The sequence below is a fragment of the Magnetococcales bacterium genome (assembly GCA_015231175.1).
Lineage (GTDB): Bacteria > Pseudomonadota > Magnetococcia > Magnetococcales > DC0425bin3 > HA3dbin3.
Genome location: JADGBZ010000027.1, coordinates 20,479 through 34,416, shown reverse-complemented (window position 1 = coordinate 34,416; position 13,938 = coordinate 20,479). Strand labels below are relative to the sequence as shown.

Sequence of the window (13,938 nt, the reverse complement as noted above, 5' to 3'; positions counted from 1 at the left end):
AATGAAAGCCTTTGTCAGGGCTTCGCCCCGAACCCCACCAGGGCGCTGCCCTGGACAAAGCCAGGGAGCCAGCCCCCTGGACCCCGATTCATGGCTTGCCTGCACATCAAATCAACATGGTTGAGCCACTAGGTTGCACTTGGCTCTCAAGCGGCAGGGGCAGGGAGCCCATCATCGGGAATATCCTCGGCCCGCATCCCCACCACATGGTATCCGGCATCCACATGCAACACCTCTCCGGTCACACCACGCCCCATGGAGGAGAGCAGGAATACTGCCGCTTCAGCCACCTCGGCAATATCCACATTACGCCGCATGGGGGCGTTGTCCCGGTTCCAATTCAGGATCTCCTTGAAATCCCCGATACCCGAAGCGGCCAAAGTCTTGATGGGACCAGCCGAAATGGCGTTGACCCGTATCTGGCGTGGTCCCAGATCCACGGCCAGATAGCGCACGCTGGCCTCCAAAGCGGCCTTGGCAACGCCCATCACATTGTAATGTGGGACCACCCGCTCGGCGCCCAGGTAGGAGAGTGTCAGCACACTACCCCCGGAGGTCATCAAGGGCGCCGCGTGACGGCACATGCTGACCAGGGAATATACCGACGTCTCCATGGCGACGCGAAACCCTTCCGGGGTGGTCTGATAAAAATGACCTTTCAACTCTTCCTTGCGCGCAAAGGCGACCGAGTGAACAATATAATCCACCCCACCCCACTCCTCTTGCGCCCGTGAAAAGACGGCTGCCATATCCTCTTCGGCTGTCACATTGCAGGGGACCACAAAACGGGATCCCAACCCCTCGGCGAGGGGACGTACACGTTTTTCCAGGGCACTTCCCAAATAGGTAAAACCCTGGATGGCCCCTTCCCGATGACAGGCCTGGGCTATCCCCCAGGCAATGCTCCGCTCATTGGCCACTCCGAAAATCAAGCCTCGTTTTCCTGCAAGAATGCCCATGCCAACCTCATCTCTATCTGTTTACCCCTGACCATTGACCAAGCGTGATGATTCAGCACCCCGTCAGGAAAAGCTTGAAAAGCTTGGATAATTTGGACAAGGAAGCCTTTGTTAGAGCTGCGCCCCGCACCCCACCGGGACTCTGGCCAACTCCTTGCCAGGGAACCAGCCCCCTGCACCCCGCGCGTGGGCAAGGGTGTGGCCTGGTGCTGAATCATGACGAAAAAGCTCAACCGGGCATTCTACAAACGCCTTCGTTGATCATTCAACCCAAAACCGGCAAGAACCGTATCGGAATCCAGACCTCTCCCCTGTGCCAAGACCTTGAACCGCTCCCCCATCGCATCAGGCATGATCAAGCGCTGCACCGCCCGCTGGAGTTGTTCTCTTCCTTCTGGCGTCATTCTGTCGTGGGTCAACAATTTTTCCAACCGCGCCAAAATACCCAACCCCAACAGAAACCACCCTTGCGTCGTAAATCCCAGGGTTTTCAACCCTGCTCGCTCACCACTCTTGGCTAAAGCTGAAAAATCGACATGGGCCGTCAGGTCCATCTCACCAGGGCTGGCAAGGGGGTCATCCACTCTCACATGCTGCCGATGCCCCACCAAGTGACCCGCATGGTGAACCGGGTGGTAGTATTCACGCTCTGGATAGCCATAATCGATCGTCACTATGACACCGCGCCGCAAAATCGTCCCCAAACGGTGCATCCACTCCCACCCTTGCCGACCTAATTCGGTTTGATAGCCAGTCGCCAGGGTGATCCCGCGCCGGGCAAAGTACTCCGCTGCCACCCCGTCCGACAACGGCATGGAAACCGCCTGCCAGCGTTCACCATCCCAGGTTGCACCCCGTTCGCGCAACCCACTTTCGGTCATTTCCACCCCATGGACCGGTAAGGCGTCAAAAAATTCATTGGAGAGCACGCCCCCTACCACCTGCTCCCCCAGGCTGGTGGTCAGAGCGATCAAATCCGGATGCCATGTCACCCGGAAACCCACCGCACACGCCTCAGCCAACCTTCTCTGCTGGCGTGCGCGAAAATCTGGACTGTTTTCCACAATCGTATAGTGCAGTGCGTGCGCAAACTTTGGAAAATTCCGGGCTGTCGTCAACAGATCCGCTGCCAACTGTCCCGACCCTGCACCCAACTCCACCAGATCGAACCTCTCGGGCCGTCCCAGTCGTTCCCACACTTCAACCCATTGCACCGCCAACATCTCCCCAAAAAGGGAGGTAATCTCCGGCGAGGTGACAAAGTCCCCCGAGCGACCAACACGAGCCCGTCGCTGCATATAATAGCCCCGCTCTGGATGGTACAGGGCCAATTCCATGAAACGCTCAAGGGGCAGCACACCTCCGACTTCGGATGCGGCCTGGAAAAGAATGTGTTGCATGGAGGAAAATGTCTTCAACTTTTGGCCAGCAGGCTCTCCACATGCCGCAAAAGATGACCCGACAAGATGACAGCATGGTCTCGTTCAGGTTCAGGCTGAGACTCCGGGTATGGGTCATAACGAAAGGTGGAAGCACATTCAGAATAGCCCAGCAGAGGTTCAAACTCTTCCGGGATCATGGCTCCACTCTCCCTGATGATCTTGGCCAACTCTTCAAGATTGTGTTTTTTGGGAAATTTTACATTCAGCATGCTCTGCGCAATGGGAAGCATGGCGTCACCCATCATACAGCTTACCGCCCCAGCCTACATAAACGATGTGACCGAAGCCTCTGCCCAGGCCAACAAGCGTCCCGGTTGCACGCCCCAAAACAGGACCAGGAAGGTGCTGAGGGCCAGAACCGCACCGCTGAACCCACCCACCCGCATCTGAAAACCCCGCTCCGGCTGTTCAAAATACATCACCTTGACGACGCGCAGGTAGTAGAACGCAGCCACAGCCGAGAACAACACGCCCGCCAGAGCCAAGCCGACATGGCCGCCATTCACCGCAGCCATGAAAATGTGCAGCTTGCCGATAAAGCCTGCCAGGGGCGGAATCCCCGCCATGGAGAACATGAAAATGGCCATGACAGCAGCGAGAAGGGGCCTTTTATGGGCCAGGCCACGATAATCCTGGATGGATTCGCCCACGTCGTCCCTCGCCAACACGAGAACCACAGCGAAGGCGCCCATGTTCATGAACAGGTAAATGGCCAGATAGATCAGGATGCTGCGATAGCCAAGCGACGTTCCCGGCACCAAACCGATCAGGGCATATCCCACATGGCCGATGGAAGAGTAGGCCAACATGCGTTTGATGTTGGTCTGCGGTATGGCGGCAAAGGCGCCGACGGCCAGGGATATGATGCTGAGAAATTGCAACACAGCTCCCCATTGCCCGTGCATCGAAGCGAAGGCGCCGGGCAACACCCGATAGATTGCGGCAAAGCCGGCTATCTTGGGCAGTGCGGACATGAAAGCCGTGACCGGCGTGGGAGAACCTTCATAAACATCCGGTGACCACATGTGGAACGGCGCCGCAGCCACTTTGAATGCCAACCCGGAGATGACCAGAATGACACCCAACCGCGTACCCATATGGGCACTCCCACCCGCCAACATGGCTTCCTGAATGCCGGAGAAAGTGATGCCCCCCGTGGCGCCATAGATCAGGCTGACACCATATAAGAAGAGCCCCGAAGCCATCGATCCCAGAATGAAATATTTCAAACCGGCCTCGTTGGCCAGGGCATTGTCCCGGCGATACCCAGCCAGAACGTAGATGGAGAGGGACATCATCTCCAAACCCATATAGAGGGTCAAAAAGTCTCCGCTGGAAGCCATGATCATGCCGCCCAGCAGGGCAAAAAGGTTGAGCACAAAATACTCACCGTTGAGCATGTCCATGCGTTGCAGGGCATCCCATGACATCAGGATGGGCAGGATCGCTCCAGCGTACATCAGCATTTTCATGAAGCTGGCAAACGGATCCGCTACGAACATGCCGCCAAACGTCTCGGTGATCCGATCATCCCCGCTACCATAGGTCAGGAGGGCGGCCAAAAGGATGGCCAGCACGGTCCCGAATCCGACCAGACTGCCGCCCCCGTGCTTCTCCTGCCAAGCCCCCACCAACAGCAGGCCCAGCGCCGCAAGGGCAATGACGATCTCCGGCAACATTGGGATCAGGTTGATCTCCGGCATGGGTAAGGACATGGGTTCAACGTCTCCAATTCAGTCCAGGGAAATCCCGCGTGTGGCGGATTGTCTGGCTCCGGGCCTGACCAGGTCCGGAGTCAGGGTCGCATCAATGCATGGCCAAGGTCGTATGCACCCCTATTGTTTTGCCGGCGGCCAGTTGCGTCAACAAATTATCCACAGAAACATGCATGACCTTCAGGAATGGATCCGGGCTGAAGCCGATCCAGAATACCAGGACGACCAGGGGCACAAACAAGGCCAACTCCCGGGGGGTCAGATCGGTGAGGGTGCGTACATCGTCATGGCGTATTTCGCCGAACACCACCTTTTTAAACATCCAAAGCATATAGGCAGCCCCCAGCACCAGGCCGGTCGCGGCCACCACCGTCACGCCCTTGCTGGTGGCAAACAACCCCAGCAGGATGAGAAACTCCCCGACAAAACCGCTGGTCCCCGGCAGCCCCACCGAGGCCATGGTGAAAATCATGAACAAGGTGGCATAAACCGGCATCCGCAACGCCAGCCCGCCAAACCGTGCAATGTCTCGGGTGTGCAACCGGTCGTATATCACGCCAACCAGAAGGAAGAGCGCACCGGAAACCAAACCATGACTGACCATTTGGAGGATGCTCCCCTCGATGCCCAGTTGATTGAAAGCAAACAGCCCCAAGGTCACGAACCCCATGTGCGAAACGGACGAGTAGGCAATCAGCTTTTTCAAATCGGTCTGCACCAGGGCCACCAGGGCGGTATAAACCACCGCCACCAGCGAGAGGCCATAAATCAGGGGGGCAAAATAGAGAGAAGCGTCCGGCAGCATGGGCAGAGAAAAGCGCAAGAACCCATAAGCACCCATTTTCAATAAGATTCCTGCCAGGATCACCGATCCGGCTGTGGGCGCCTCCACATGGGCATCCGGCAACCAGGTATGCACCGGCCACATCGGCACCTTGACGGCAAAAGAGACCAAAAATCCCAGGAAGAGCCACATCTGCAAACCTGGCGGCAGGTGCAGTTTCATCAGTTCCGGGATGCTGAAGGTGTTCCCTTTGTTGGTCAGGACCAGCACACAGATCAACATGACGACCGAACCGGCCAGGGTATAGAGAAAAAATTTCAGTGCTGCATAAACCCGGCGCGGCCCCCCCCACACGCCGATGATCAAAAACATGGGGATCAGCATCGCCTCCCACAGAATGTAGAAGAGCATAAAATCAAGGGCGCAAAACACACCCACGACAAAACTCTCCAGGGCCAGAAAGGCGATCATGTACTCCCGGACCCGCACCTTGACCGACTCCCAGGAGGCCAGAATACAGATGGGGGTCAACAGCGTGGTGAGCAGAACCAGAGGCAGACTGATCCCATCCACACCCATGCGATAGGTGATCCCGAGGCCGGGCAACCAGGCATACTCTTCAAGAAACTGAAACGCTGCCGTGGTGGTGTCAAAGTCAGCGTAGAGCCGCAGGCTCAACAGGAATGTCACCAGCGAGAGGCCCAACGCCGTGAGCCGCGCCGAGGCATCGCTCCGGATCACCAGCAGAATGGCCACGGCACCCGCCAGGGGAAGAAAGGTCACCAGACTCAACATATACCGCTATCCCCGCTCTCGTCTCCCGCATTTCACCAACCGGCGCATCGCCGCAACACCGGATCACACATACCAGGTCACCAGAACCACAACTCCGACCAACATGGCAAAGGCATAGTGGTAAAGATACCCCGTTTGCCACTGGCGCATCCGGTTCGCCAGGCGTTCCACCTGGGCCGCAAGGCCATTGACGCCATAGCCATCGATGATGGTCTCATCCCCTGTCCGCCACAACCCTTCGCCGATCAAGCGCGCCGGCTGTACAAACAGGCGGTCATAAAGTCGGTCAAAATACCAGGCGTTCAACAAAAAGTGGTGAAGCTTCCGCCACTCCGCCGCCAAACGCACCGGTATCTCCGGTTGCTGCACATACATCTTCCAGGCCAGACCAAGGCCCAGCAAAAACATGCCGAACGGCAACCACTTGATCACTGCTCCGACATGATGGGCATGGGCCAGGGCGCGATGGCCGGGAGCCAGAAACACCGCCTCCTTGAACCACCCCTCTTCCACCATCGGGTAACCAATCCAGCCGGCAAAGACCGCCCCTACAGCCAGGACCAGCAAAGGCCCGCGCATGCTCCAGGAAGGATCATGGGCATGTTCCCAGGCATGATGATCAGCCGGTTGACCGTGAAATGTCATGAAAAGCAAACGAAACGAATAGAAGGTCGTCATGGCCGCAGCCGCAATCCCCATCAACCAAGCCAGTGAGCCCGTCCAGGAGTGGGCGGCATAGGCGGATTCGAGGATCACATCCTTGGAGTAGAAGCCCGCAAAAAACGGAAAACCGGTCAAAGCCAATGTACCGACCATCATCAAGGCGTAGGTGAGAGGAATTTTGCTCTTCAGCCCCCCCATCAGACGCATGTCCTGTTCATGATGCATGGCGCTGATGACGGCACCGCTGCCCAAAAAGAGCAGGGCCTTGAAAAAGGCATGAGTCATCAGGTGAAACATGGATGCCGCGTAGGCCGAAACGCCGGCAGCGAAAAACATGTAACCCAACTGCGAGCAGGTGGAGTAGGCCACAACCCGTTTGATATCGTTCTGGACCAATCCAACACTGGCAGCAAAAAAGGCCGTTGCCGCCCCCACCACGGTGACGACACTCAGGGCGGTCTCTGACAGTTCAAACAGCGGCGAAGCGCGACACACCATGAACACCCCAGCCGTCACCATGGTGGCGGCGTGGATCAGGGCCGACACAGGCGTGGGGCCTTCCATGGCATCCGGCAACCAGGTGTGCAATCCCAGTTGGGCCGATTTTCCCATGGCTCCGACAAAGAGCAGCAGACAAATGAGGGTCATGGTGTCCACAGGGCCCCAGAACAAAAAATCGACCGTCTGGACAAACTGCCCGGTGGTGGCCATGTGAAACACCTTCTGGTAATCCAGCGAGCCAAACACCATGTAGATGGTAAAGATGCCCAGGGCAAACCCGAAATCACCCACCCGATTGACCAGGAATGCCTTGATGGCGGCATCGCAGGCCGACTCCTTCTTGAACCAGAAACCGATCAGGAGGTAGGAGGCCAACCCGACCCCTTCCCAACCGAAAAAGAGCTGGAGAAAATTGTCTCCAGTCACCAGCATGAGCATGGCAAAGGTGAACAGGGAGAGATAGCTGAAAAACCGGGAGTGGTCCGGATCTTCATCCATGTAGCCGACCGAGTAGATGTGGACCATGCAGGAGACACCCGTCACCACGATCAACATGACCGCAGTCAGCCGGTCGATCAGCAGGGCAAAGCTGACCTCGAAGCTTCCGGAGACAATCCAGGAGGCAATCTGCGTATGCTCGATCGCACCATCCTCGACGGCAACGCGAAAAAACGCCGCGATGGAAAGAACCAAGGCCACGCCAACCCCAAGAATGGTCACCTGCTGACTCATGCGTTTGCCGATCCGGTGCCCCAGCAATCCGGCAATCAAGGCGCCCACGAGGGGTGAAAGAAGGATCCAAATGTTCATGCTCATGGTGCCGGTCTCGTCCACTTGAGAAGTCTCACTCGATCCAAGGTCATCACCCCTTCAGGGAGTCAATTTTTTCCACATCGATGGTGGCCCGGGTGCGGAAAAAGGCGACCAGAAGCGCCAGGCCAATGGCGGCCTCGGCGGCAGCCACCGTCATGACAAAAAAGGCGAACACCTGCCCGGTCCCATCTCCCAAAAATCGGGAGAAGGCCACAAAGTTGATGTTGATCGCCAACAAAATCAATTCAACGCTCATGAGGATGATGATGACATTTTTGCGATTCAAGAAGATTCCGAACAAGCCAATCATGAAGAGGACGGCGCCCAGGATCAGGTAGTGGTTCAGGCCGACCATGGTTACGCTCCTTCCCCGGGGGATACCTTTTTGAGGACGACGGCATCCTCCCGCTTGCGCGCCACCTGCTGGGAGATGCACTGTTTCCGCACCACCGTTCGGTGGCGCAAAGTCAACCCAATAGCCCCCACCATGGCCATCAAAAGTACGAGCGATGCCACCTCGAACGGAAAAAGATACCGGGTGTAGAGCAGGCGTCCCATGGCCAAGGTATTGGGCACCCCATCCCCTTCGGGCGGCGTAACCGTAACATGGTAGGAGAGCAGCGCGGCCACAAGTTCCACCAGGATGACCGCTCCAACCGTCAGGCCCAGGGGCAAATGCTCCAACGCCCCCCGACGCAAGGCGGCAAAGTCCACATCCAGCATCATCACCACAAAGAGGAAAAGGACCGCCACCGCCCCCATGTAGACCATCACCAGCACCGCCGCCAAAAACTCGGCCCGCAACAGCACGAAAATCCCGGCTGCCGAAAAAAAGGTCAACACCAGAAACAAGGCCGCATGCACCGGATGGCGCACCGTGACAACCCGTATCGCCGCGACGATCAGGATGGCCGCAAAAAAATAAAAAACAAAATCCGCCACCGAAGACATGGACCCTCCACCCCGCTAGCGATACCTGGCATTAATCCTGAGGTTGTCATCGACCTGCCGTTTCCAAAACTCTCCATTGGCAAGCAACTTTTCCTTGCGATATATCATCCCTTGCCGCGTCTCTGCACCATATTCAAAATTCGGTCCCAGGACAATGGCATCGACTGGGCAGGCCTCCTGGCAAAAGCCGCAAAAAATGCACTTGGCCATGTCGATGTCATAAGTCCGCGTGAGCCGCTTCGCCGCCGACGAGGCGGGATCGATTTCGATATAGATCGCCTGCGCCGGACAGACGGCTTCACACAACTTGCAGGCAACGCAGCGCTCCGCGCCATCCTCGTGCCGCCGCAACACATGCTCACCCCGAAAACGGGGCGAGAGCGGGGTCTTCTCCTCCGGATATTGCACGGTGATCCTGGGCTTGAACATGTGCTTCAAGGTCACGCTCATGCCGGAGAAAAGCTCCAGGAGGGCAAAGCTTGCCAAAAACTCTTTCACGTTCACATTCAGGCCCATGGTCGTCCTCATCCTGGAATCTGCCCGGTGAGATGCAAAACCAACCCCGTCAGAAACACCCAGAACAGGGAGACCGGCAGGAACACCTTCCACCCCAGGCGCATCAATTGGTCATAACGGTAACGGGGAAACGTCGCCCGGATCCAGAGAAACACGAACAACAGCAGACCAATCTTGATCATCAGCCAGACAATGCCGGGAATGAATCCCAGCATGCCCAGGGGTGGGAGCCACCCTCCGAGAAACATCAGGGCGCCGAGCGTGGAGACCAGGATCATGTTGGCATATTCGCCGAGAAAAAACATCCCGTAGGACATGGCCGAATAGTCGGTGGCAAAGCCCGACACCAACTCCGCTTCCGCCTCCACCATGTCGAACGGCGCCCGGTTCGTTTCCGCCACAGCCGATATGAAATAAATGACGAACAGCGGCAGAAGGGGGATCACGTTCCATACATCGCCTTGTGAAGCGACGATATCCTTGAGGCTGAGGCTGCCGGCCAGCATGACCACCGGAATGATCGTGAACCCCAGGGAAACTTCATAGGAGACCATCTGCGCCGCGGCGCGCATGGAGCCCAGGAATGCGTACCGGGAGTTGGAGGACCAACCCGACATCAAAACGCCATACACACCCAGGGAGGAGATGGCCAGGACGTAGAGGATGCCCACATTGACATCCACCAGGATCAACTCCGCCGAAAACGGCACCACCGCCCAGGCCACCAGAGCCATGCCAAGCGTGATCAACGGCGCCAGCAAAAACACCGGCACATCGGCACCGGTCGGAATCAGGGTCTCCTTGACGAACAACTTGACAGCATCGGCCAACGGTTGCAGCAGGCCGAAAATGCCCACCCGATTGGGCCCGGGACGCACCTGCATGGCGCCGATGATCCGCCGCTCCGCCCAGGTGAGGTAGGTCACACAAAACATCAGGGGGGCCAGCAGAACGGCAATCTTGATCACTGTCCACACCAGCGGCCAGACCACGCCGAACAGATCCTGTCCGTTTAATTGTATCCACTCCAAAAATCCAGCCATGCTCTGTCCCGGTTCCACTCTCAGCTCTGTCGTGTCACTGACCCTCGCCCGCTACGACACCGTCACATTGACGGCAGGAGAACCCGTCTCCCAACTGCACAGGCTCTGTACACCTTCGCCCTCCACGCCATGGTGGCCAAACAGCATCCCTTCGGGAATGGCGCCATCGCATGTGGCAACCGCATCCACACTCTTGTCGCCGCAGGTCAGGCGCACCCTTTGACCCTCGCCGACCCCCAGGCGCCCAGCATCGCCGGGATTGATCCGCACCTGCTGACGCACAGCGAGTTTTTCCATGGTGACCGAAGCGCGTGCCACGGTATCCGAGCGCCAGAGCGAGGGCTCCAAAACCAGAGTCAACCCGCTCCTTGTGGTCGCAGCCGCTGCCTTGAACTTGGCCGCCAACCCCGTCGTCACCATCAGAGCCGACGGCAGCGGGGACAACTCCCCGACAGGCAGCGTCAGCACATCATAAGCCGGGTCCACTGCAATGATGGCCGCACGCAACGCCGCCAGGTTGTTGTATCCCAGGGGGCGGGAGAGATGGTCACTCAAGGCGCGCATGATACGCCACACCGGTCGTGCGTCTCCCGGCGGAGGCACGGACTGGGCGCTCCGCTGCACCCGCCCTTCGGCGTTGGTGGTCAGGGCATCCTGTTCCGGCATGGCAACGGCGGCAGGCAGCACAACCGCCGCCCGCTCCATCGTGGGCGAGCGATGGGCGCCGATCCAGATCACCTGGGCGCGACTTATGGCCGCACGGGCCAGATCCGCATCCACCCCATCCAAAAGGGGGTCCGTCGCCAGCAGCACGAGCACCTTGATCGTACCCTCGGCTGCCCGACGCAAGATTTCGGTGGCGTGGTAACCAACCTGCGCCATGGGCCGATATCCAGGCCCGCGATGCGGCACGACCCCCATGTCTTGGGCGGTCACGGAACTCCCCGGAGCAGTCAGACGATTGTAACCACGCCACGCCCCGGCCAGGCCGCCACACCCTTCCAGGATCGCCACCGCCTGCCGCCGCAGCACTTCCGCCTGCGGATGGTTGACTGCATGCGCCCCCAGAAGCAACACGGGTCGCTGCGCTCCCTTCAGGGCGGCTGCCACGCGGGCCGCCGGCGTCGCCCCCGCTTTCTTGGCCTTGAGCGCCTTCAACACCTGATCCAGAAACTCCCCTTCAAGGCCAGGCGGCTGCACCAGCTCCTCCAGGCCTGGAAAGGTCGCATGCAAACGGCGCGGGTTGACAGAGAACACCCTGGCCCCCGCCAGAGCCGCCTGCCGGACGCGCCAGTTCAAGATGGGCGCTTCCTGGCGCGGATCACAGCCGACCAGAACGATACAATCCGCCTGCGGCCAATCCGCCAGAGGGGTATTCAACAGCAGGTCACCCCGCGTCAGGGGGTGTTCGTCCCCGCTGAAATCCCTCTGCCGCAACCGATGGTCCAGATGCGGCGTCCCGACGGCATAGCGCAGCAGATCCTGAAACGCAAAGAGATCCTCGGCGCTCAGGTGATACTCACCCGCCAGCCCGGCGATCTCCTCCGGGGCCACGCCACGCAAAATCTCCCCAGCCCGGGCAAGCGCCGCCTTCCAGGTCGTTGCCGCCAGAACCTCCTCCTTGCGGAGCATGGGCATGGTCAGGCGCGCCACGGACAACCCGTCATAGGCAAAGCGCCCCTTGTCGCAAATCCAATCGCCATGGATCGGGGCACAGTGGCCAGCCCGAACCCTCTTGATGCGGCCCTGCTGGGATTGCCAACGCACCTGGCAGCCCACCGCGCAGTGACCGCAAACACCGTCCACCGTCTGCAACTCCCACCCCCGGGCCTGAAAGTGGAACGGCTTGTCGTTCAAGGCGCCAACGGGACAGATCTCTGCCATGTTGCCCGCCATCTCGGAGCTGAGGACGCCCTCCACCCAGGGCCCCACCTCCATATGGTCGCCGCGATGCATGGCCCCCATCTCTTCGACACCGGCCACCTCCTGCGAAAAACGGATGCAGCGGGTGCAATGGATGCAGCGGTCCATCTCGGTTTCGATCAGCGGGCCCAGATCCTTGTTGCGAACCTGGCGTTTGGTCACCGTATACCGGCTCCGATCCGGGCCATACTTCAGGGCCAGATCCTGGAGGTCGCACTCCCCCCCCTGGTCACAGACCGGACAATCCAGAGGATGGTTAATGAGCAAAAGCTCCATCACCCCTTTGCGGGCCTTCTGGGCCAACGCACTTTCCGTCTGCACCACCATCCCTTCGGCGACCGGCATGGCGCAGGAGGCCACGGGACGCGGCATCTTCTCCACCTCCACCATGCACATCCGGCAATTCCCCGCCACCGACAATCCGGGGTGGAAGCAAAAATGGGGAATGTGGATCTCCAGTCGCCGGGCGGCCTCCATGATGGTCGTTCCCGGTTCGACCGTGACCTCCTTACCGTTGATGATCAGGGTAGGCATCGTCTCCGTCGCTCCTCATCCCACCATGCACCGACCGTGCTTGATATGATAATCAAACTCTTCCGGAAAAGCCCGGATGGCCCCGGCAACCGGCATGGCCGCCGCATCACCCAGGGCGCAGATGGTCTTGCCCGATATGTTGTCACAAATGTTTTTCAACAACTCGACATCACCCACGGCGCCATGCCCCGCTTCCAGGCGGTTCATGATCTGCGCCAGCCAACCCGTTCCTTCCCGGCAGGGGGTGCATTGTCCACACGACTCATGCCGATAAAATCGCGACAGCCGTGCAATGGCCCGCACGATGCAGACCGATTTGTCCATCACGATCACCGAACCGGCCCCCAACATGGTCCCGGCCTTGGCCAGGGATTCGTAGTCCATGGCAATGGTGGCGCACACCTCGGCCCGCAGAACGGGCGTGGAGGAGCCGCCGGGGATCACCCCCTTCAGGTTGTCCCAACCCCCGCGTACCCCGCCGGCGTACTCTTCGATCAATTTTTTTAGTGGAATGCCCAGCGGCACCTCATAGTTGCCAGGACGCACCACATGGCCCGACACGCTGAACACCTTGGTGCCATTCGATTTGGGCACACCCAACCCGGCATACCACTCCCCCCCTTTGGCCAGGATGGCCGGCACCGCCGCCAGGGTCTCCACGTTGTTGATCACCGTGGGGCAATCGTACAATCCCACATTGGCCGGAAACGGGGGTTTCAGACGCGGCTGGCCCTTTTTTCCTTCCAGAGACTCGATCAGGCCTGTCTCTTCACCGCAGACGTAGGCCCCGGCGCCCCGGTGGACCGCCAGATGAAACCGGTGACCACTCTCCAGGACGTTATCTCCCAGAATCCCGGCAGCGATGGCATCGTCCACAGCTTGTTGGAGGCGCTCGGTCTCGCGGTAAAATTCGCCGCGAATGTAGATGTAGCCGCGTTCGGCCTGCACGGCATAGGCGGCGATGATCATCCCTTCGATCAGCAGGTGGGGATCGCGCCGCAAAATTTCCCGATCCTTGCAGGTTCCGGGTTCGCCCTCATCGGCGTTGCAGATCAGATAGTGCGGGCGTTTGGTATCCTTGGGAATGAACGACCACTTCATGCCAGCCGGAAAACCGGCCCCGCCCCGCCCCCGCAGATTGGACTTTTTCACCTCGTCGATCACCGCCTCGCGGCTCATGGCCAGCGCCTTGCGGGCCGCTTCGTAGGCGCCATGCTCCCGGGCCACGGCCAGCAGATGACCGTCCTGGCGATCCACGTTGCGGTATACGACTCTCTCCCCGGGTGTTTCAGTCATGCC

Annotated in this window: 12 protein-coding genes; all 12 read right to left on the bottom strand. The window is 59.1% G+C overall.

All coding sequences use genetic code 11. The features are described from left to right. Positions 1 to 146: 146 nt before the first annotated feature. Positions 147 to 959 (bottom strand): enoyl-ACP reductase, encoded by an 813-nt coding sequence (locus HQL63_07880; GenBank protein ID MBF0176749.1) that lies wholly within the window; start codon positions 957 to 959, stop codon positions 147 to 149. A 242-nt stretch (positions 960 to 1,201) separates the two neighbouring features. Continuing rightward, positions 1,202 to 2,359 (bottom strand): SAM-dependent methyltransferase, encoded by a 1,158-nt coding sequence (locus HQL63_07875; protein MBF0176748.1) that lies wholly within the window; start codon positions 2,357 to 2,359, stop codon positions 1,202 to 1,204. A gap of 14 nt (positions 2,360 to 2,373) precedes the next feature. Next, the gene (locus tag HQL63_07870) at positions 2,374 to 2,631 is read right to left on the bottom strand and encodes a hypothetical protein (protein ID MBF0176747.1); all 258 of its coding nucleotides are present in this window, start codon (positions 2,629 to 2,631) and stop codon (positions 2,374 to 2,376) included. A 33-nt stretch (positions 2,632 to 2,664) separates the two neighbouring features. Further along, positions 2,665 to 4,116 (bottom strand): NADH-quinone oxidoreductase subunit NuoN, encoded by a 1,452-nt coding sequence (gene nuoN / locus HQL63_07865; GenBank protein ID MBF0176746.1) that lies wholly within the window; start codon positions 4,114 to 4,116, stop codon positions 2,665 to 2,667. A gap of 91 nt (positions 4,117 to 4,207) precedes the next feature. Further along, the gene (locus HQL63_07860; GenBank protein MBF0176745.1) at positions 4,208 to 5,695 is read right to left on the bottom strand and encodes an NADH-quinone oxidoreductase subunit M; all 1,488 of its coding nucleotides are present in this window, start codon (positions 5,693 to 5,695) and stop codon (positions 4,208 to 4,210) included. 63 nt (positions 5,696 to 5,758) lie between these two features. After that, positions 5,759 to 7,669 carry an NADH-quinone oxidoreductase subunit L gene (gene nuoL / locus HQL63_07855; protein MBF0176744.1) on the bottom strand — a complete coding sequence of 637 codons (1,911 nt, stop codon included), beginning with the start codon at positions 7,667 to 7,669 and terminating at the stop codon, positions 5,759 to 5,761. Positions 7,670 to 7,721: 52 nt separating this feature from the next. Beyond that, positions 7,722 to 8,027 (bottom strand): NADH-quinone oxidoreductase subunit NuoK, encoded by a 306-nt coding sequence (gene nuoK / locus HQL63_07850; GenBank protein ID MBF0176743.1) that lies wholly within the window; start codon positions 8,025 to 8,027, stop codon positions 7,722 to 7,724. 2 nt (positions 8,028 to 8,029) lie between these two features. Then, positions 8,030 to 8,623, bottom strand: a complete 594-nt coding sequence (locus HQL63_07845; GenBank protein ID MBF0176742.1) for an NADH-quinone oxidoreductase subunit J — start codon at positions 8,621 to 8,623, stop codon at positions 8,030 to 8,032. 15 nt (positions 8,624 to 8,638) lie between these two features. Then, the gene (gene nuoI / locus HQL63_07840) at positions 8,639 to 9,139 is read right to left on the bottom strand and encodes an NADH-quinone oxidoreductase subunit NuoI (GenBank protein MBF0176741.1); all 501 of its coding nucleotides are present in this window, start codon (positions 9,137 to 9,139) and stop codon (positions 8,639 to 8,641) included. An 8-nt stretch (positions 9,140 to 9,147) separates the two neighbouring features. Further along, the gene (gene nuoH / locus HQL63_07835; protein ID MBF0176740.1) at positions 9,148 to 10,182 is read right to left on the bottom strand and encodes an NADH-quinone oxidoreductase subunit NuoH; all 1,035 of its coding nucleotides are present in this window, start codon (positions 10,180 to 10,182) and stop codon (positions 9,148 to 9,150) included. A 51-nt stretch (positions 10,183 to 10,233) separates the two neighbouring features. Continuing rightward, positions 10,234 to 12,639, bottom strand: coding sequence for an NADH-quinone oxidoreductase subunit NuoG (nuoG, locus tag HQL63_07830; GenBank protein ID MBF0176739.1), 2,406 nt, complete (start codon positions 12,637 to 12,639; stop codon positions 10,234 to 10,236). 15 nt (positions 12,640 to 12,654) lie between these two features. Further along, positions 12,655 to 13,935: an NADH-quinone oxidoreductase subunit NuoF gene (nuoF, locus tag HQL63_07825; GenBank protein MBF0176738.1), complete on the bottom strand. Its 1,281-nt coding sequence runs from the start codon at positions 13,933 to 13,935 to the stop codon at positions 12,655 to 12,657. Between the last annotated feature and the right edge of the window lie 3 nt (positions 13,936 to 13,938).

What these genes read in the sequence shown, in the direction of transcription:
- HQL63_07880 (MBF0176749.1), bottom strand. Translation starts at nt 959, where the DNA reads ATGGGCATTCTTGCAGGAAAACGAGGCTTGATTTTCGGAGTGGCCAAT.
- HQL63_07875 (MBF0176748.1), bottom strand. Translation starts at nt 2,359, where the DNA reads ATGCAACACATTCTTTTCCAGGCCGCATCCGAAGTCGGAGGTGTGCTG.
- HQL63_07870 (MBF0176747.1), bottom strand. Translation starts at nt 2,631, where the DNA reads ATGCTTCCCATTGCGCAGAGCATGCTGAATGTAAAATTTCCCAAAAAA.
- nuoN (MBF0176746.1), bottom strand. Translation starts at nt 4,116, where the DNA reads ATGTCCTTACCCATGCCGGAGATCAACCTGATCCCAATGTTGCCGGAG.
- HQL63_07860 (MBF0176745.1), bottom strand. Translation starts at nt 5,695, where the DNA reads ATGTTGAGTCTGGTGACCTTTCTTCCCCTGGCGGGTGCCGTGGCCATT.
- nuoL (MBF0176744.1), bottom strand. Translation starts at nt 7,669, where the DNA reads ATGAACATTTGGATCCTTCTTTCACCCCTCGTGGGCGCCTTGATTGCC.
- nuoK (MBF0176743.1), bottom strand. Translation starts at nt 8,027, where the DNA reads ATGGTCGGCCTGAACCACTACCTGATCCTGGGCGCCGTCCTCTTCATG.
- HQL63_07845 (MBF0176742.1), bottom strand. Translation starts at nt 8,623, where the DNA reads ATGTCTTCGGTGGCGGATTTTGTTTTTTATTTTTTTGCGGCCATCCTG.
- nuoI (MBF0176741.1), bottom strand. Translation starts at nt 9,139, where the DNA reads ATGGGCCTGAATGTGAACGTGAAAGAGTTTTTGGCAAGCTTTGCCCTC.
- nuoH (MBF0176740.1), bottom strand. Translation starts at nt 10,182, where the DNA reads ATGGCTGGATTTTTGGAGTGGATACAATTAAACGGACAGGATCTGTTC.
- nuoG (MBF0176739.1), bottom strand. Translation starts at nt 12,639, where the DNA reads ATGCCTACCCTGATCATCAACGGTAAGGAGGTCACGGTCGAACCGGGA.
- nuoF (MBF0176738.1), bottom strand. Translation starts at nt 13,935, where the DNA reads ATGACTGAAACACCCGGGGAGAGAGTCGTATACCGCAACGTGGATCGC.